Origin of the sequence: Prevotella sp. TF12-30 (genome assembly GCF_003436715.1) — a bacterium.
GTDB classification, from domain to species: domain Bacteria; phylum Bacteroidota; class Bacteroidia; order Bacteroidales; family Bacteroidaceae; genus Prevotella; species Prevotella copri_A.
This window is the reverse complement of sequence record NZ_QSQJ01000004.1, coordinates 134,323-152,752: the sequence shown is the minus strand read 5'-3', so window position 1 is coordinate 152,752 and position 18,430 is coordinate 134,323. Positions and strand designations below refer to the sequence as shown.

Here is an 18,430-nt window from a genome sequence, read left to right as displayed (position 1 = left end):
TTTATAGATTATTTTGAGAGTTTTTCGATGAATGCCTTCATCTCTGCCTCGTGTTCCTTCGCCTTGAGGAAAAGATGCCACTGGTTCTGGGCTCTTACGAGGTTGTGCTCAGGATACTTGCACTTCCAGTAGTGATCGCCGTTGAGGTAATCCCAGAGGAAGCGGACTGCCTGCATATATGGGAAGAGCTCGGCTGCATGAGGAAGCAGGGAAATCTCCAGTGGAGAAAGGAAGGCTGATGCTGACTCCACATAGCCGCGGGTGAACGATTCGAAGATGTCCATGCGGAAATCTATCTTCTCGAACTCAGGAGAATCCTCGGCGATGGTATTCGCTGCCGTGCGGAGGAAATCGCCGTAATCGCTCACGAAGAGTGATGGCATCACGGTATCGAGGTCGATGACGCACAATACGCGGCCCTCTTCATCAAACATCATGTTGTTTACCTTGGTATCGCAGTGGCAGACATGCTTCTGCAACTTTCCCTCGCGGAAGAGGCGCTGGCAGAGACACATCTCATCCATATAACTCTCGATTTCTGCGATGAAATCCTTCACGCCTTCTGCGCGTCCTGCACGGTCTTCCTTCACTGCCTGACGGAGCTGGTCGCGGCGCAGTTCCATGTTGTGGAAATCAGGGATGGTTTCGCCGAGACGGTCGGTGATGTCGGTGAGCTGAGCCTCGAACTCTCCGAAGGTCTTGCCTGCGTAGTAGGAGCTTTCCGGGTTGACAGCCTCCTGGGTGATGGCACGAGGAATGAAGACGGAAATGCGCCAGTACTGCTGGTCTTCGTCTTTTACATAGGTCTTGCCGTTGCTCGCCTTGACGAAGGTGAGAACCTTGCGGTCGATATCGTCAGCGCCCTGTTTTTCGAGCTGCTGGCGGATGTGGGTAGTTACTTCCTCGATATTATGCTGCAAGAGATCTACATCGGTGAAGATAGAGTCGTTGATGCGCTGGAGAACATAGTCTGGTGCATCGTCTTCTACTGTTGTCACCTTGTAGGTGTCATTGATGAGTCCATTACCGAGAGGCTTTACCTCATTTACAGTTCCGGTGATGTCGAACTGTGAGATGATAGGTTTGAGATCTTTCATTTTAGTTTGGTTTTAAATATATTTTTAAAGCTTTTGCCCTTACAGGGCGTAGTTTCTTATTGGATTTTTAACCCAGGGTGATACCCTGGGCTAGGAGCTTTTGCCCTTTCAGGGCGTTTATCTCAGGTCGATGACTTCTGCTCCTGGGAATTCCTTGCTGTTGAAGACGAAGGAATTGTTGGAAATACCCTTTGCCTTGAAACCGGAGATGTTGATGGTGCTCCAGGTAGAACCCTGGCGCATCTTTACCTGCGATGGCACGTGGGTGTTCTTGTTGATGGTGATATACATCTCTGCCACGGTGCGCTTCTGGTTGTTGGCTACGAGATGCACCTGATAGTTGCTGCCCACAGTCTTGAGGCTGCTCTTATATCCTGTCTTGTAGATGTGGATGAAGGTATAAGGATTCATCGACATCTGCTTGGCCTGGGTAGGGTTGCTCACGTTCACCTCGTTGGTCTTCTTCATATAGGTCCACTGCGTCTTGCCGTTATACCATACGATGGCTTCCGGTGTGCGCGCATTAAACTTGTTACCCTTGATGGTGATGGTACCGCTTGCCGAGCCGTACTTAGGGCTAGACAGTTTGAAGTTGGCGGTAGCACCCTTCTTGTTGCCGATAACGGCAGCGGTCTTGTCGAGCACCTGCTGGGCGGTCTGCGCCATAGTGCCCAGGCTCATCATCGCTGCGAAAGCGATAGCTAAAATCTTTTTCATATCCTTACTGTTTATTGTATTATTCAAATTATGAGTTTCTCAGCTGCATCAGCAATGTATTGAGCTGGTTCTCATCCTGCAGGAGTACCTCTCTTGGCTTGCTGCCCTGAGCGGCTCCTACGATGCCTGCTGCCTCAAGCTGATCCATCAGTCTGCCGGCACGGTTGTAGCCGATGCTGAAACGGCGCTGAATCATACTGGTGCTGCCCTGCTGCGAGAGAACGATGGCATGGGCTGCCTCCTCAAAGTATGGATCCAGGTTGCGGGCATCTACGCTGCCGTTGCCTCCTACGCCGCCATCTTCGCTGGCTGGCTCAGGCAACTCCATCGGTTCGATAGGACCAGGCTGATTGCAGATGTATTCGTTGATGCGCTCAATCTCTGGTGTATCTACGAAGGCGCACTGTACACGCACCGGTTCGTTGCCGTTGAGATAGAGCATATCACCACGACCGATGAGCTGGTTGGCTCCCGTTCTGTCGAGGATGGTCTTGGAGTCGATGGCCGAAGTTACCTTGAAGGCGATACGTCCAGGGAAGTTCGCCTTGATGTTACCGGTGATGATGCTGGTGGTAGGACGCTGGGTAGCTATGATCATGTGGATACCCACGGCACGTGCCAGCTGGGCGATGCGGGCGATAGGAAGCTCTACCTCCTTGCCGGCTGTCATAATCAAATCTCCAAACTCATCGATAATTACCACGATGTATGGCATAAATTCGTGACCATCAGTCAGTTTCAGTCTGTGGTTCACGTATTTCTGATTATACTCCTTGATGTTTCTGGCTCCCGCCTTCTTCAGCAGGTCGTAGCGGCTGTCCATCAGCACGCAGAGGCTGTTCAGCGTTCTCACCACCTTGGTTACATCGGTGATGATAGGCTCCTCCTCATCCGGAACGGCAGCCATAAACTTGTTGGTGATGCGTGAATATACGCTGAACTCCACCTTCTTAGGGTCGATGAGCACCAGCTTCAGCTCGTTAGGATGCTTCTTGTAAAGCAGGGAAGTGATGATGGCGTTCAGACCAACAGACTTACCCTGACCGGTAGCACCGGCAACGAGCAGGTGAGGAATCTTCGCCAGATCCACCATGAACACCTCGTTGGTGATGGTCTTACCCAGCGCGATAGGCAGTTCCATCTTGGTTTCCTGGAACTTCTTGGAGTTCAGGATGCTCTCCATGCTCACGATGTTTGCCTTGGCATTAGGCACCTCGATACCGATGGTTCCCTTGCCAGGGATAGGAGCGATGATACGGATACCCAGGGCAGCGAGGCTCAGGGCGATATCATCCTCCAGGTTCTTGATCTTGGAGATGCGCACACCCTCGGCAGGCTGAATCTCGTAGAGAGTGATGGTAGGGCCCACGGTGGCACGGATGGTCTTGATCTGTACGCCGAAGTTGCCCAGCACCTCGATGATTCGGTTCTTGTTGGCCTTCTGCTCCTCTTCGTCGATAGACACCTCCTGGTCGTCGTATTTCTTCAGCAGGTTGAGGGTAGGGTACTTGTATCTTGTGAACGGCTCCTTCGGATTGATAGGCGTATTGAGCACCTCGGCATTGCTTACGGTGTTGCTGGTAGCCTTCTCCTCTCCGGTAGCCACAGAGATATCCATTCCGATATGAGCCGAAGCGGCAGCGGCAGCAGCCATCTCCTGGCGCTCTCTTTCTGCGCGCTGTGCTCTGAGTTCACGCTGCTGCTGAATCAGGCTCGGAGCTGCCACGTTCTTGTCGGCATCAGCCTGCTGGCTGTCATCGGCAGCGGCTGCATCGAGGTCGATTGGCGAGGTGGTCTTCTCATCCTCATCTTTCTGCTCCTCAGCCATCTGCTGCAGAGAACTTTCCTCGTTCTGGTCTGCCATTTGGTTTTGGGATGTCTCCTGAGCCTGAGAGTTCTCGTCCGTCTCATCCTCTTCATCTTCCACCGTACCCTGGGCAGCATTCCGGTAAGCTTCATCGATGGCATCATCCTCCTCCTGCTTCTCCTTATGGTTGGTAATCTCGAATTTCACCTTATTAGATATATAGCCGATAGGATTGAGAGCCTTTCTCACGATGGTGATGGTCTCGGTGGTGATATAGGTGAGGAATGCGATCGCCACGAAGAGAAGGATGGCGGTGAGTCCCGGAGGACCGATGACATTCTCCAAGGTCTGGACCACAAACATTCCGTGCTTTCCGCCCGGATTGAAGATGAGACTACCGAAGATAGGAGTAAGGAACTTGGCGAAGGTGACGGATGACCAGATCATCACCACCATCATGCAGAAGAACCACTTCCAGAGATTCACGCGATAGACATTCATCAGCTGGAAACCCACCATTACCACGAAGCAGGGAATCAGGAAGGCAGGGAAACCGAAGTTCACCGCCATCAGCCAATAGGAGAGGATGGCTCCCATGGATCCGCAGTAGTTCTGGAACAGCTGCTGGGTGTTGGTCCATTCTCCGGGCTTCAGGTTCTCCAGCAAGCTCTGGTCGGCAGCACCCGTACTGAGGAATGAAATCATCGCCAGCATCATGACGACAGCAACTACGAGCAAGGCGAGTCCGAGGAAGAAATCGGTAATCGTATTGTTGAAAATATATTGTAAACCAATGGCTTCGCTAAATGATTTAGTTTTGCCTGATGTTCTTTTCTTTGCCATTTTTCTATTTCTTTTTAATATTTAACTGCAAAATTAGCAAAAAAGATTGAGAAACGCTCCTTTTTTTCGGGATTTTTTGCTAATTTTGCAACTTGTAATGAATAAATAGCAGTAATGAAGATAATTTTCACTAGTTTCGAAAAGAAAACTATCAATAGCCTGCCTCGAATTCTCTTTCCTGGCAATATGATAGTGATAGATAAGGCTGAAGATACAGATGCCGCTGTAGAATATCTCCTGGGACAGGATATTCTGGGTGTGGATACGGAGACACGACCAAGTTTCTCCAAGGGTATGCACTTCCAGGTATCACTGCTGCAGGTGAGTACCCGCGATACCTGCTATCTCTTCCGCCTGCATCTCACGGGTATGACACCAGCCATCATCCGATTCCTGGAGGATAAAAAGGTGCCAAAAGTGGGATTGTCTTGGCATGATGACCTCTTGCAGTTGCATCGCAGATGCGATTTCAAGCCGGGATATTTCATCGAGTTGCAGGATGTGGCTAAGAAATTCGGCATCAAGGATATGAGTCTGCAGAAAATCTACGCCAACCTCTTCCATCAGAAAATCAGCAAGGCGCAGCGACTCAGCAACTGGGAAGCTCAGGAGCTCAGAGAGGCTCAGTGCAGATATGCCGCTACGGATGCATGGTGCTGCATTCATATCTACGAGGAGTTCAACCGTCTCAGCAAGGCTGACGATTACGAGCTGGTAGAGTTCTAGGTTGATGTATTCGATTTTTCGTAAATGAGAGAATTGATAGAACTTAAAAGACTATATAATATAATAATGTATAAGAACGTATATTTAAAGAAAGGAAAAGAAGAATCTCTCAAGAGATTCCATCCATGGATATTCTCCGGCGCTATCCAGCGCATGGACAATGATATAGAGGAAGGTGAAACCGTAAGGGTTTTCACTTCTGCTGGCGACTTCATCGCTATCGGTCACTATCAGATCGGTTCCATCGCCGTGAGAGTGCTCTCTTTCAGCGATGTGGATATCGACAACGAATTCTGGTGCGCCCGACTGGAGTCGGCTTACAGGATGCGACTGGCGGTAGGTATCGCCGGAAATCCAGACAACAACACCTATCGACTGGTGCATGGCGAGGGAGATAACCTGCCGGGTCTCGTTATCGACTGCTATGGTCCTACTGCCGTGATGCAGGCTCACAGTGTGGGTATGCATGTATGCCGTATGGAGATTGCCAAGGCGCTGAAGCAGGTGATGGGAGACGAGCTGCAGAACATCTACTACAAGAGCGAGACCACCCTGCCATACAAGGCAGACCTGCGCCAGGAGAATGGCTTTATCCTGGGTGGCGATGCCGATGACGTGGCTGTGGAGAACGGATTGAAGTTCCATATTGACTGGCTGCGCGGTCAGAAGACCGGTTTCTTCGTAGATCAGCGTGAGAACCGCTCCCTGCTCGAGCATTACGCCAAGGGCAAGAGCGTGCTCAACATGTTCTGCTATACCGGCGGTTTCTCAGTCTATGCCATGCGCGGCAATGCCAAGGCGGTTCACTCCGTGGACAGCAGCGCTAAGGCGATCGAGCTGACCAATGAAAACATCGCTCTCAACTTCCCTGGCGACCCACGCCACGAGGCATTCTGCGAGGATGCGTTCAAGTATCTGGATGAGCACGACCAGCAGTATGATCTCATCATCCTCGATCCTCCAGCCTTTGCCAAGCACCGTGCAGCGCTGCGCAATGCGCTGAAGGGATATACCCGCCTGAATGTAAAGGGCTTGCAGAGAATCAAGAAGGGTGGAATCCTCTTCACCTTCAGCTGTTCTCAGGTGGTTACCAAGGATAATTTCCGCAACGCCGTGTTTACTGCAGCAGCCCAGGCAGGAAGAAAGGTTCGCATCCTGCACCAGTTGCATCAGCCAGCCGATCATCCTATCAACATCTATCATCCTGAAGGCGAATACCTGAAGGGACTCGTGCTTTATGTGGAGTAAGCTCTGACAACATAAAAAGAGTAAAATCTCTATGTCAGAGTATATACGATGAAGAATGTAGAGTAAAAATACAATGAAGAAATTTTCAATCATGATATGTCTGGTTTCAGCACTTCTGCTGGGAATGGCCAGTTGCGGCGATTCACAGCAGAAGCGACTGCGACTGAGCAAACAGGAGAAGGCCCGACTCGACAGCATCGACCGGGCTTCGCTCAAGGTGGGTGTGATGCCTACGCTCGATTGCCTTCCGGTATATCTGGCTTACGAGGACAGCATCTTCCTGAAGCAGGGAGTAACGGTACATCTCTATCGCTACAATGCGCAGATGGACTGCGATACAGCCATCGCCCGAAAGAGGGTAGAGGGTACGGTGACCGACCTGGTGAGAGCTGCCCGCCTGCAGAAGCAGGGTACACAGCTCTTCTATCCTGTCTCTACCAATCTGTACTGGCAGCTTATCACCAACCGCAAGGCGCGTATCTCGGAGCTGAAGCAGCTGTCAGACAAGATGATAGCCATGACCCGTCATTCTGCTACCGATTATCTCTCAACGCTTGTCATCGACAGCGTGAAGACCAAGTATGACGTATATCGCGTGCAGATCAACGACCTGAACATCCGTCTGCGCATGCTCCTCAACAATGAGATGGATGCCGCCTGGATGCCGGAGCCATACGCCACACAGGCAAGAATGGCTAAGCATGTGGCACTGGCGGATAGTAGAGACAAGAACCTCCAGTTGGGAGTGATTGCTTTCCGCAGCAAACTGAAGGCGGAACCCCGAAGAAAAAATCAAATCGACAGATTCGTGAAAGCTTACGACATCGCTGTAGATAGCATCAATAAGAATGGCGTACAACACTATGCTGCTTTACTGACTAAGTATTATGGTATTGATGCCCAAACCGTTAGCAATCTGCCAAAATTAAAGTACAGTCACGCTATGGAGCCTCGCCAGCGAGACCTTAAGGTGGCAGATATTAACAATTAAACAACTACAATTATGTCAGAAGAAGTAAATTTGTCAGAAGAGTCTAATAACCCAGAAGAAGTTTTGGATCAGGATTTTTTGTTGGAGAAGGTAGATGAAATGCGTGATTTGATTCATCAGCAGCGTTTCGCCGAATGCAAGCCAATGCTTGTAGCAATTTTTGAAAACTGTCCGAACCATAAGCAGTATATGCGCCGTCTGATGCATGGTTTGCTGACAACCGTTCTCGCCAACATGAGTCTCTTGCAGCGCAAGAAGTTGCCAGATGATATGCTTGGCATTCTCAAGCAGTATGTCAAACCATCAGAGGAGCTTGATATCCCGGAAATGACACCCGAGGCTAGAACGAAGTTCGTCTTCGGCGCTGTTTCTGAGCTTGATCAGCTTCTGGTAGATATCGAGATGGATATCCGTTCAGAACAGGGTATTTTCAAGGATTTGAAAAAGCAGGGCGAGGCGATAGATATCAAAGAGGTGAAGCCAACCCTCGAGAAATTCGTTTCCCGAGAGGCGATGCTTTTCCTGAACCACGACCTCTCGAAGGAGGAGCAGGACCAGGCTTCAGCCCGTCTGTATCAGGAGTGGGAAGAGTATCGCGAAAAGATTTTCGGCAGATTTGTCTCTTCTGGATATTGGAATGATGAGGAACGTGCTGTTGTCAAAGACACCATCCTTTCGCCTACAGTTGATTCCTTGACCTCTCAGCTGCTGGTGAGTGCCATTACGCTCTCTGCCGCCACTGTCTTTGATATGGGTAAATTCACTTTGCTCTACGATATCTACCGCCTGGCAGATGACGATGAGGTGAAGGTGCGTGCCCTCCTGGGATGGCTGCTGGTTTCTACGAATTGCGGCTGCTACGAACAGCAGCCTGACTTCCGTAGCTTTGCAGAGCAGTTGACCGAGGATTGCAAGAATGATCCAGACTTGCTTGCCGAAATCATAAAAGCCCAGAAGATGCTTGCCGTGACTGTATTCAGCGAACAGAAGTCTATCGACTATACCAATGACATCATGGCATCGCTGTCAAAACGTTTCCTCGGCGACCTGAAGGATAAGGTAGCCAATTTGCTGGAGGCTGATGAAGATATGCGAAATATCTTCGAAATCGATGAAGACGAGGAAACTTCGGAAGAGAGTCCTATCCGTTCTGTCGATATCAATACCGACGAGGATGGAATCCCTAATCTCGACGTGGATATGGATAGCCCGCTCTCTATGGATGAAATGATGGATAAGGGTATTGACATCCTCTTGCCGCAGTTTAAGATGTTACGAGACCAGACAGAGTTCTTTACTCATCTGTACAATTGGTTCATGCCTTTCTATCTGAAGAATCCTCATATAACCGAGGCTCTCGGATTCGTAGATGAGAAGAGAAAGTTCTGCAAGGCTTTCTGTTCTACTGCAAGGTCATGTCCTGCCGATGCCTATTCCCTGGCAAACCTGATCGTCTCTCATCCTAATGAGATACCGGAGAATATTGTTGACTGTTACGATGACCCTGAGGATGAGGGAGATGGCAGCGAGCCTGCAGATGAGGAAGAGATTGTTAATGAATTTTTTAAAGAGCCTGGAGAGCATCGTGCAAAGCGTATCCGTATCAACTACATCCGCAACCTCCTGCGCTTCTCCAAGTTCTATACAGCGAAGGATGAAATCTTCAATATCCTCGACGAGCTGGATGATGACAAACCAGCCTATGCCGTCTTGGCGGGTCCTCTTTTCCAGGATGAATTCTTCGATAAGTACCGCATGGCTATAGCCCGCTATTCCTTCCGCCGCGAGTTCCCTGACCTGGTTGAAGTGATGCTGGAAGGTGTACCATGCGACACGCTGGAGATGCACTTCATGAAGGGATGGGTATGTATGCAGAAGGGAGACAATCATAGTCTCTGCATGGCTGTTGATCACTTCAAGAAGATGCTGAAGATAAAGCCTGACATGAAGCAGGTATATCTGCAGCTGGGCATCTGCTATCGTAATCTCATCCAGGTGGATGAGTATCTGGAGAATTTCGACAAGCTGATGGAGTTCAAGGATTCATTCTCGGAAGAGGAACTCTTCGAGTTGAAACTGGATAAACTGAAGTTCATCGTCATGAACAACAGATTTGAAGAGGCGATGCCGCTGGCTTACGAGCTGGATTATACCCACCCGGAGAATCAGATGGCGGGAGCCTTGCTCACACAGCTGCTTATCAAGATAGGTGGCGAACATGCGGAAGAGAACTTCCTGAAGGCTCATCAGCGCCTGGATGAATATTTCGCCGAAGCGAACGAGCTTTTCGGTAGTTTCGAGAAGATGAAAAAAGAGGGTAAGGATACGAAGAATATGATGATGCAGGCGATGGATCTCTTCTTCAAGATGATGAAGAATGATAAGGCTGCCGAAGCGTACAACAACTATTCGCTTGGTCTCCTGGCATTGATAGAACATCAGCCGAAAAAGGCTATGGGACCTTTCTTCAGGGCTTATGCCTATTATGTGGAAAAGGATGAGAATGTATTCTTTGAAGCCCTTAAGGAAGACTATAAATGGTTGAAGAACTATGGATGTTCTTACACTGATTTGATGATTATCTATAATCAGGTAGTGGCTGAACACCAGAAATCGCAAGAAGAAATAAAGAAGTATGCCGATAAATCAGAATAGAAATAACAATAACAAGACACAGATAGATACCAACTACGCCCACCTGCAACCGCAGGCGGTGGAGTTGGAAAAGGTGGTTCTGGGTGCATTGATGATTGATACCGATGCTTTTTCGGTAGTATCCGAGATGCTGAAACCCGAAACCTTTTATGATCCGAGACATCAGAAAATCTACGAGGCGATTCAGACCATGAATATGGAGGAGCGCCCCGTGGATATCATGACCGTTACGGATGAACTCACCAAGATGGGCGCCATCGAGAAGGTGGGTGGAGCCGGTTACCTGATGGAGATTTCCTCGCAGGTGGCTTCGGCTGCCCACATCGAGTACCATGCCCGAATCCTGGCGCAGAAATATCTGCAGCGACAGCTCATCCATTATGCCGGCGACATCGAGACCCAGGCGTATGATGAGGGTGTGGATGTAGATGAACTCATGCAGCATGCCGAGGGTGAGCTCTTCCAGCTCTCTCAGGGTAATATGAAGCAGGATTACACCCAGATTGATCCGGTGATCAAGGATGCCGTGGATATCCTGCAGCGTGCTGCCCAGAACAAGGGCGGACTCACGGGTATTCCTACCGGTTACCAGCAGATGGATGATATGACTTCCGGATGGCAGCCTTCCGACCTGGTGATCATCGCCGGACGTCCTGCCATGGGTAAGACTTCCTTCGCGCTGAGTATCGCCAAGAATGTTGCGGTGGATCACGGGGTGCCTATCGGATTCTTCTCGCTTGAAATGAACAACGTTCAGCTGGTCAACCGTCTTATCTCGAATGTCTGCGAGATTTCGGGTAAGAAGATCCTGAACGGTCAGTTGGATCCAAGCGAGTGGGAGCGACTGGACAAGAAGATCCGTTCTCTTACGGGTGCACCTATTTATATAGATGATACTCCGGGCCTCTCCGTCTTTGAGTTGAGAACCAAGGCGCGCCGACTGGTGAGAGAGAAGGGGGTAAAGCTGTTGATGATCGACTACCTCCAGCTGATGAATGCCAACGGAATGAAGTTCGGTAGCCGTCAGGAAGAGGTTTCCACCATCTCACGTTCCCTCAAGGGTCTTGCCAAGGAGTTGAATATCCCGGTGCTCGCCCTCTCTCAGCTCTCGCGTAACGTAGAAAACCGTGAGGGTCTCGAAGGAAAGCGACCACAGTTGAGCGACCTCCGTGAATCCGGAGCCATCGAGCAGGATGCCGATATGGTACTCTTCGTTCATCGTCCGGAATACTATCACATCTATCAGGATGAAAAGGGAAACGATCTTCATGGTATGGCGCAGATCATCATCGCCAAGCACCGTAAGGGTGCCACCGGAGATGTACTCCTGAACTTCCGTGGCGAGTTCACTCGCTTCCAGGATCCTACCGATTCCTATACTCCAGTACAGGAGGGTGGCGAAATCATGGGTTCCAAGATGAACAGTGGGGCTGCTGATGGGATGATTGCCAGTGGTGCCATTCCACCTCCGCCTATGACAGGACCTGACGGTCCGTTACCTTTCTAGTTGAAAAGAGAATAATTTCGTACCAGAACGTTCTTTTTCTGAATAATCTGGCATAAAAACGGCTCATTTCTCTAGATTTTGGGTAAAAAATAGGTGAAAAATGGCAATTTGATAGATTTTCTATTAAAAAAGTTATAAATTGTTTGCGTATATCAGAGAAAATGATTACCTTTGCCAGCGATAAATATATAACGTATAAAAATAGAAAGATATGAGAGCATTAGCGTTGAATATTACAAGCATTATTATTATTCGACTTCGACTGCAGCATGTAGGCGGAAGTGATAAGGTGTGCGTATAGTTCAGCGGTTTGGATATATTAAGCCTTTCTACACTTCCGTATATGGGAGTGAGAAAGGCTTTTTTAATTCCCAGCTCTTTACGCCCTTGCCAAAAGTAAGGGCGCAATGTTGCCCCTATAAGGGCAAAAGCTTTAATTAATAAGAGAAATAAAAATATTTAAGAGATATGAGTGACAGATTATTTATTTTCGACACAACCCTTCGTGATGGCGAACAGGTTCCAGGATGCCAGTTGAATACCGTAGAGAAGATTCAGGTAGCTAAGGCGCTGGAGCAGTTGGGCGTTGATGTCATTGAGGCTGGATTCCCTATTTCAAGCCCGGGTGACTTCAATTCCGTAGTAGAGATTTCCAAAGCTGTAACATGGCCTACCATCTGTGCGCTGACCCGTGCGGTGGAAAAGGATATCGACTGTGCTGCCGAGGCGTTGCAGTATGCTAAGCATAAGAGAATTCATACGGGTATCGGTACCAGCGATAGCCATATCAAATATAAGTTCAATTCCAACCGCGAGGAGATCATCGAGCGTGCCGTGGCTGCTGTCAAGTATGCCAAGAAGTATGTAGAGGATGTGGAGTTCTACGCTGAGGATGCTGGTCGTACCGACAATGAGTATCTGGCTCGCGTGGTAGAGGCTGTCATCAAGGCAGGTGCTACCGTAGTTAACATTCCTGACACCACCGGCTATTGCTTGCCTGATGAGTATGGTGCCAAGATCAAGTATCTGATGGATCACGTTGACGGCATCGAGAATGCATGCATCTCTACCCACTGTCACAACGATCTCGGTATGGCTACTGCCAATACCCTGCAGGGTGTATTGAATGGTGCACGCCAGGTAGAGGTGACCATCAATGGAATCGGTGAGCGTGCGGGTAATACTTCGCTCGAGGAAATCGCTATGATTCTGAAGTGCCACAAGAATATCAATATTGATACCAATATCAATACCACCAAGATTGTTCCGATGTCCCGAATGGTGAGCAGCCTGATGAACATGCCTGTGCAGCCTAACAAGGCTATCGTGGGCCGCAATGCCTTCGCTCATTCTTCCGGTATCCACCAGGATGGTGTCTTGAAGAATGTCCAGACTTACGAAATCATCGACCCTAAGGATGTGGGATTGGATGATAACGCTATCGTATTGACAGCCCGCTCGGGTCGTGCGGCATTGAAGTATCGCCTCCACGTGAACGGCGTGAACGTCGAGGACGAGGAGAAACTCGACAAGATCTACAAGAAGTTCCTCCAGTTGGCTGATAAGAAGAAGGAAGTTACTGACGAGGATGTATTGATGCTCGCTGGTGCTGATTCTGCCGACAAGCATGGTGTTCAGCTCGACTGGTTGCAGGTAACTACCGGCAAGGGTGTGAAGAGCGTGGCAAGTATCGGCTTGAACATTGCTGGTCAGAAGTTCGAGGCAGCTTCATCAGGTAATGGTCCTGTGGATGCTGCCATCCGTGCCCTCAAGAAGGTCATCACCAAGGAGATGAACCTCAAGGAGTTCACCATCCAGGCTATCGACAAGGGTTCAGACGATGTGGGTAAGGTTCACATGCAGGTGGAGTACGATGGCCATGTATATTATGGCTTCGGCGCAGATACCGATATCGTGACAGCTTCTGTTGAGGCTTACATCGACTGTATCAACAAGTTCAAGGTAAGATAAAGTATAATTCAGATAAATATATAACAAACAGGATATTATGAATACATTATTCGACAAGATTTGGGACAAGCACGTTGTCCAGATTGTAGAAGATGGCCCTACACAGCTTTACATCGACCGTCTCTACTGTCACGAAGTAACATCACCTCAGGCATTCGCTGGTATGCGAGCACGCGGACTCAAGATGTTCCGTCCAAACCAGATTTTCTGTATGCCTGACCACAATACTCCAACCCACGATCAGGATAAGCCAATCGAGGATCCTATCTCAAAGAAGCAGGTAGATACTTTGGCAAAGAACACCGCTGATTTCGGCGTAACTCACTTTGCCATGAACACCAAGGACAATGGTATCATCCACGTAGTAGGTCCAGAGAAGGGTCTTTCTCTTCCAGGTATGACCATCGTTTGCGGCGACTCTCATACTTCTACCCATGGCGCTATGGGTGCCGTAGCCTTCGGTATCGGTACTTCTGAGGTCGAGATGGTGATGGCTTCACAATGTATTCTCCAGAGCAAGCCAAAGTCTATGCGCATCAGCATCAACGGCAAGCTCGGCAAGGGTGTTACCGCCAAGGATGTAGCTCTTTATCTGATGAGCCAGCTCACTACTTCGGGTGCCACCGGTTACTTCGTTGAGTACAGTGGCGATGTAGTGAAGGATATGTCAATGGAAGGTCGTCTCACCCTCTGCAACCTCTCTATCGAGATGGGTGCCCGTGGTGGTTTCGTAGCTCCTGATGAGACCACATTCGAGTACATCAAGGGCCGTGAATATGCACCTAAGGGTGAAGAGTGGGACAAGGCTGTGGCTTACTGGAAGACCTTGAAGAGTGGCGATGACGCAGTCTTCGACAAGGAGTTGACTTTCGAGGCAAAGGATATCGAACCACGCATCACCTACGGTACCAACCCTGGTATGGGTATCGGCATCACCGAAAGCATCCCAACGCTCGATGAGATTCCAGAGGAAGAGCAGGCTGGTTTCAAGAAGAGCCTCAACTACATGGGCTTCCAGCCAGGCGAGAAACTCGAGGGTCATCCTATCGATTATGTATTCCTGGGCGCATGTACCAACGGTCGTATTGAAGACTTCCGTGCCTTCGCTTCATTGGTTAAGGGAAAGAAGAAGGCAGAGGGTGTAACAGCTTGGCTTGTACCAGGTTCATGGTTGGTTGATAAACAAATACGTGAAGAGGGAATTGATAAGATTGTAGAGGCTGCCGGCTTCGAAATCCGTCAGCCAGGATGCTCTGCCTGCTTGGCAATGAACGATGATAAGATTCCTGCAGGCAAGTACTCTGTAAGTACATCCAACCGTAACTTCGAGGGTCGTCAGGGACCAGGTTCCCGCACCATCCTTGCCAGTCCATACGTAGCAGCTGCAGCCGCTATCACTGGTAAGATTACCGACCCAAGAGAGTTTATGTAATTTTTAATTAATAATGTACAATTAATAGTGTACAATTGATAAGTACAGTTATGAAACAGAAATTCAATGTAATTACATCAAGCTGCATTCCTCTTCCTTTGGAGAATGTAGATACAGACCAGATCATACCAGCCCGTTTCCTCAAGGCTATCGATAAAGAGGGTATGGGCGACAACCTCTTCCGCGACTGGCGCTACAATGCCGACGGAACACCAAAGCCAGACTTCGTGATGAACGACCCTTCTTACAGTGGCGTCATCCTCGTAGCAGGCAAGAACTTCGGTTCAGGTTCTTCCCGTGAGCACGCTGCCTGGGCCATCGCAGGTGCAGGTTTCCGTGTCGTCATCAGCTCTTTCTTCGCTGATATCCACAAGAACAACGAGTTGAACAACCTCGTATTGCCAGTAGTGGTAAGCGAGGAATTCCTGAAGGAGCTTTTCGAGAGCATTGACAAGGATCACAAGACAGAGGTAAAGGTAGATCTTCCTAACCAGACAGTCACCAATCTTGCTACCGGCAAGAGCGAGCACTTCGAAATCAATGGCTATAAGAAGCACTGTCTGGAGAATGGTTTGGACGATGTGGACTTCCTCGTTCAGAACCGTGACAAGGTAGAGGCTTGGGAAGCTAAAAACAAGTAATCGAGTAATTATGAACGTTAACGCAAAGAGAGATAATTCCCGCATCAAGGAGATTGAGATCATGGACTGCACGCTGCGCGACGGCGAGCAGACTAATGGTGTCAGTTTCCTTCCTCACGAGAAGTTGATGATAGCAAGAATGCTGTTGCATGATATCAATGTAGATCGCATTGAGGTGGCTTCAGCACGTGTGTCGGAAGGCGAAAAGGATGCTGTCGCTCGTATTTGCCGTTATGCCAAGACCATAGGTAAGCTGGATTCCGTTGAGGTATTGGGATTCGTGGATAACAACAAAAGCGTGGATTGGATTGCTGAATGCGGCGGTCATGTCATCAACCTCTTGGCGAAGGGTAGCTATAAGCACTGCACCCAGCAGCTCAAGATGTCGCCTGAGGAGCATCTCGCTCATATCAAGCAGACCATCGACTATGCTTTGAGCAAGGATTTCACCGTAAATCTCTACCTGGAGGACTGGTCGAGCGGAATGCGCGATAGTCGTGATTATCTCTTCATGATGATGGATGAGCTGGTGAAACTGCCTATCAAGCGCTTCCTACTTCCTGATACTTTGGGTATCTTGAACCCATTGCAGTGTGTGGAGTATATACGACAGATGGTTCGCCGTTATCCGAACTCTCACTTCGATTTCCATGCCCACAACGACTACGATTTGGCGGTGAGCAACTCGTTGGCTGCCGTATTGAGCGGTGCCAAGGGTCTTCACGTTACCGTGAATGGTTTGGGTGAGCGCTGCGGCAATGCGCCTTTGGCGAGTGTTCAGGTGATTCTGAAGGATATGTTCGGGGCAAAGACCAATATCAAGGAAGACCGCCTGAACGATATATCCCGATTGGTTGAAGGATACAGCGGCATCGCCGTGGCTCCGAATACACCGGTGGTGGGTGATAACGTTTTCACCCAGGTGGCTGGCGTGCATGCCGATGGCGACAATAAGGACAAGCTTTATTGTAACGACCTGGTGCCTGAGCGTTTCGGCAGACATCGTGAATATGCTCTGGGCAAGAATTCCGGTAAGGCGAATATCGTACAGAACCTTAACGAACTGGGCTTGGAGTTGACACCGGAGCAGACCAAGGCTGTGACCAAGCGTATCACCGAACTCGGCGACCGCAAGGAGCTGGTAACCCAGGACGACCTGCCATACATCGTCAGCGATGTATTGAAGCATAGCACACCTGAAGACAAGGTGAAGCTGGTCAGCTATATGGTGTCCACTTCTTATGGATTGAAGCCTATCGCCAGCGTGAAGGTAGAAATAGAGGGTAAGGAGTATGAAGACCGTAGCTCTGGTGATGGTCAGTATGATGCCTTCGTCAAGGCTCTTCGCAACATCTATAAGGTGAAGCTCGGCAAGACCTTCCCTACGCTCGACAACTATCAGGTAACCATTCCACCTGGTGGCCGTACCGATGCCCTCGTTCAGACCGTCATTACCTGGCGTGAAGGCGACCGCATCTGGCGCACCCGCGGCTTGGATGCCGACCAGACAGAGGCTGCTATCAAGGCAACGCTCAAGATGCTCAATATGTATGAGGCAGATAAGAGCGATGAACAGCCGGCATCGCCTCGAAATTTAGATATGGAATAAAAACAATTAAAAAATCAGATAAGATGAAATTAAACATTGCAGTTCTCGCCGGTGATGGTATCGGACCAGAGATTATGAAGCAGGGCGTAGCAGTTATGCAGGCCATTGCAGAGAAGTTCAACCACGAGTTTACTTACAATGAGGCTATCTGCGGTGCTCACGCTATCGACGAGGTAGGTGATCCATTCCCAGAGGAGACCTTCAAGACTTGTATGGATGCTGACGCAGTGCTCTTCGCTGCCGTTGGTGACCCACGTTTCGATAACAACCCTACAGCCAAGGTTCGTCCTGAGCAGGGCTTGCTCGCTATGCGTAAGAAGTTGGGCCTCTTCGCCAATGTTCGCCCAGTGGCTACATTCGATTGCCTGCTCCACAAGTCTCCATTGAAGGATGAGCTCCTGAAGGGTGCTGACTTCGTAGTAATCCGCGAGTTGACTGGTGGTATGTACTTCGGTGAGAAGTATCAGGATAACGATAAGGCATACGATACTGATATCTATACCCGTCCTGAGATTGAGCGCATTCTGAAGGTAGCTTTCGAGTTTGCTATGAAGCGCAACAAGCACCTCACTGTAGTAGATAAGGCAAACGTATTGGCATCTTCTCGTCTCTGGCGTCAGATTGCCAAGGAGATGGAGCCACAGTATCCTGAGGTTAACACCGACTATATGTTCATCGACAACGCTTCTATGCGCGTGTTGACAGAGCCTACCTTCTTCGATGTCATCGTTACAGAGAACACCTTCGGTGATATCCTGACCGATGAGACTTCTTGCATCACCGGTTCTATGGGCTTGCAGCCATCTAGCTCATTGGGCGAGCACACCCCATTGTTCGAGCCTGTTCACGGTTCATGGCCACAGGCAGCTGGCAAGAACCTGGCTAACCCTGTAGCACAGATCCTTTCTGCAGCCATGTTGCTCGAGCACTTCGGTTTGAACGAGGAGGGTGCCTTGATCCGCAAGGCAGTAGATGCTTCTCTCGATGCCAATGTCCGCACACCTGAGATTCAGGTTGAGGGCGGTGCTCACTATGGAACAACAGAGGTTGGCGAGTGGATCGTTAACTGGATCAAGAATGCTTAATCTAGATTGATTTTTAGAAGTATTCTTACAAGATAGAATTTTGATTTGATTAGCCTTAAGGGAAAGATTATTTTTCCTTAAGGCTATATATATTTATCCTT

The 18,430-nt window shown here is 49.3% G+C and carries 13 protein-coding genes; 10 read left to right on the top strand and 3 right to left on the bottom strand.

Features of this window, described 5'->3' with window-relative positions; translation table 11 throughout:
- Nucleotides 1-8: 8 nt before the first annotated feature.
- From DXD25_RS03200 to DXD25_RS03190, 3 genes are all read right to left on the bottom strand, one after another.
- Nucleotides 9-1,097, bottom strand: a complete 1,089-nt coding sequence (locus tag DXD25_RS03200) for a phosphotransferase enzyme family protein (protein WP_117661765.1) — start codon at nucleotides 1,095-1,097, stop codon at nucleotides 9-11.
- Nucleotides 1,098-1,214: 117 nt separating this feature from the next.
- Entirely contained in the window at nucleotides 1,215-1,814 is a 600-nt protein-coding gene (locus DXD25_RS03195) for a LolA-like putative outer membrane lipoprotein chaperone (RefSeq protein WP_089542491.1), read from the bottom strand.
- Between the two features lie 28 nt (nucleotides 1,815-1,842).
- Nucleotides 1,843-4,464 carry a DNA translocase FtsK gene (locus DXD25_RS03190; RefSeq protein WP_117661764.1) on the bottom strand — a complete coding sequence of 874 codons (2,622 nt, stop codon included), beginning with the start codon at nucleotides 4,462-4,464 and terminating at the stop codon, nucleotides 1,843-1,845.
- A 186-nt stretch (nucleotides 4,465-4,650) separates the two neighbouring features.
- On the opposite strand from DXD25_RS03190, the gene DXD25_RS03185 reads away from it, so the two are divergent.
- The 10 genes from DXD25_RS03185 (at nucleotide 4,651) to leuB (ending at nucleotide 18,329) form a co-directional block, all read left to right on the top strand.
- The gene (locus tag DXD25_RS03185; protein WP_367379912.1) at nucleotides 4,651-5,190 is read left to right on the top strand and encodes a 3'-5' exonuclease; all 540 of its coding nucleotides are present in this window, start codon (nucleotides 4,651-4,653) and stop codon (nucleotides 5,188-5,190) included.
- A 66-nt stretch (nucleotides 5,191-5,256) separates the two neighbouring features.
- A complete protein-coding gene (locus DXD25_RS03180) occupies nucleotides 5,257-6,438 on the top strand; it encodes a class I SAM-dependent rRNA methyltransferase (RefSeq protein WP_117661762.1) in 1,182 nt (393 codons plus the stop codon).
- A gap of 73 nt (nucleotides 6,439-6,511) precedes the next feature.
- Nucleotides 6,512-7,429, top strand: coding sequence for an ABC transporter substrate-binding protein (locus DXD25_RS03175; RefSeq protein ID WP_117661761.1), 918 nt, complete (start codon nucleotides 6,512-6,514; stop codon nucleotides 7,427-7,429).
- A gap of 12 nt (nucleotides 7,430-7,441) precedes the next feature.
- Nucleotides 7,442-10,084, top strand: a complete 2,643-nt coding sequence (locus tag DXD25_RS03170; protein WP_117661760.1) for a hypothetical protein — start codon at nucleotides 7,442-7,444, stop codon at nucleotides 10,082-10,084.
- Complete coding sequence (dnaB, locus tag DXD25_RS03165; protein WP_117661759.1) at nucleotides 10,065-11,591, top strand: replicative DNA helicase; 1,527 nt, start codon at nucleotides 10,065-10,067, stop codon at nucleotides 11,589-11,591. Before DXD25_RS03170 ends, dnaB begins: the two co-directional genes overlap by 20 nt.
- A 468-nt stretch (nucleotides 11,592-12,059) precedes the next feature.
- Nucleotides 12,060-13,562 (top strand): 2-isopropylmalate synthase, encoded by a 1,503-nt coding sequence (locus tag DXD25_RS03160; protein ID WP_117661758.1) that lies wholly within the window; start codon nucleotides 12,060-12,062, stop codon nucleotides 13,560-13,562.
- Between the two features lie 37 nt (nucleotides 13,563-13,599).
- Nucleotides 13,600-14,994, top strand: coding sequence for a 3-isopropylmalate dehydratase large subunit (gene leuC, locus DXD25_RS03155; protein ID WP_117661757.1), 1,395 nt, complete (start codon nucleotides 13,600-13,602; stop codon nucleotides 14,992-14,994).
- Nucleotides 14,995-15,044: 50 nt separating this feature from the next.
- Entirely contained in the window at nucleotides 15,045-15,635 is a 591-nt protein-coding gene (leuD, locus tag DXD25_RS03150) for a 3-isopropylmalate dehydratase small subunit (RefSeq protein WP_006846819.1), read from the top strand.
- A 10-nt stretch (nucleotides 15,636-15,645) separates the two neighbouring features.
- A complete protein-coding gene (locus tag DXD25_RS03145; RefSeq protein ID WP_117661756.1) occupies nucleotides 15,646-17,244 on the top strand; it encodes an alpha-isopropylmalate synthase regulatory domain-containing protein in 1,599 nt (532 codons plus the stop codon).
- Between the two features lie 23 nt (nucleotides 17,245-17,267).
- Entirely contained in the window at nucleotides 17,268-18,329 is a 1,062-nt protein-coding gene (gene leuB / locus DXD25_RS03140) for a 3-isopropylmalate dehydrogenase (protein WP_089542501.1), read from the top strand.
- The last annotated feature ends 101 nt before the right edge of the window (nucleotides 18,330-18,430 follow it).

Coding starts and splice junctions, on each gene's coding strand:
- DXD25_RS03200 (WP_117661765.1), bottom strand. CDS start 1,097: ATGAAAGATCTCAAACCTATCATCTCACAGTTCGACATCACCGGAACT.
- DXD25_RS03195 (WP_089542491.1), bottom strand. CDS start 1,814: ATGAAAAAGATTTTAGCTATCGCTTTCGCAGCGATGATGAGCCTGGGC.
- DXD25_RS03190 (WP_117661764.1), bottom strand. CDS start 4,464: ATGGCAAAGAAAAGAACATCAGGCAAAACTAAATCATTTAGCGAAGCC.
- DXD25_RS03185 (WP_367379912.1), top strand. CDS start 4,651: ATGATAGTGATAGATAAGGCTGAAGATACAGATGCCGCTGTAGAATAT.
- DXD25_RS03180 (WP_117661762.1), top strand. CDS start 5,257: ATGTATAAGAACGTATATTTAAAGAAAGGAAAAGAAGAATCTCTCAAG.
- DXD25_RS03175 (WP_117661761.1), top strand. CDS start 6,512: ATGAAGAAATTTTCAATCATGATATGTCTGGTTTCAGCACTTCTGCTG.
- DXD25_RS03170 (WP_117661760.1), top strand. CDS start 7,442: ATGTCAGAAGAAGTAAATTTGTCAGAAGAGTCTAATAACCCAGAAGAA.
- dnaB (WP_117661759.1), top strand. CDS start 10,065: ATGCCGATAAATCAGAATAGAAATAACAATAACAAGACACAGATAGAT.
- DXD25_RS03160 (WP_117661758.1), top strand. CDS start 12,060: ATGAGTGACAGATTATTTATTTTCGACACAACCCTTCGTGATGGCGAA.
- leuC (WP_117661757.1), top strand. CDS start 13,600: ATGAATACATTATTCGACAAGATTTGGGACAAGCACGTTGTCCAGATT.
- leuD (WP_006846819.1), top strand. CDS start 15,045: ATGAAACAGAAATTCAATGTAATTACATCAAGCTGCATTCCTCTTCCT.
- DXD25_RS03145 (WP_117661756.1), top strand. CDS start 15,646: ATGAACGTTAACGCAAAGAGAGATAATTCCCGCATCAAGGAGATTGAG.
- leuB (WP_089542501.1), top strand. CDS start 17,268: ATGAAATTAAACATTGCAGTTCTCGCCGGTGATGGTATCGGACCAGAG.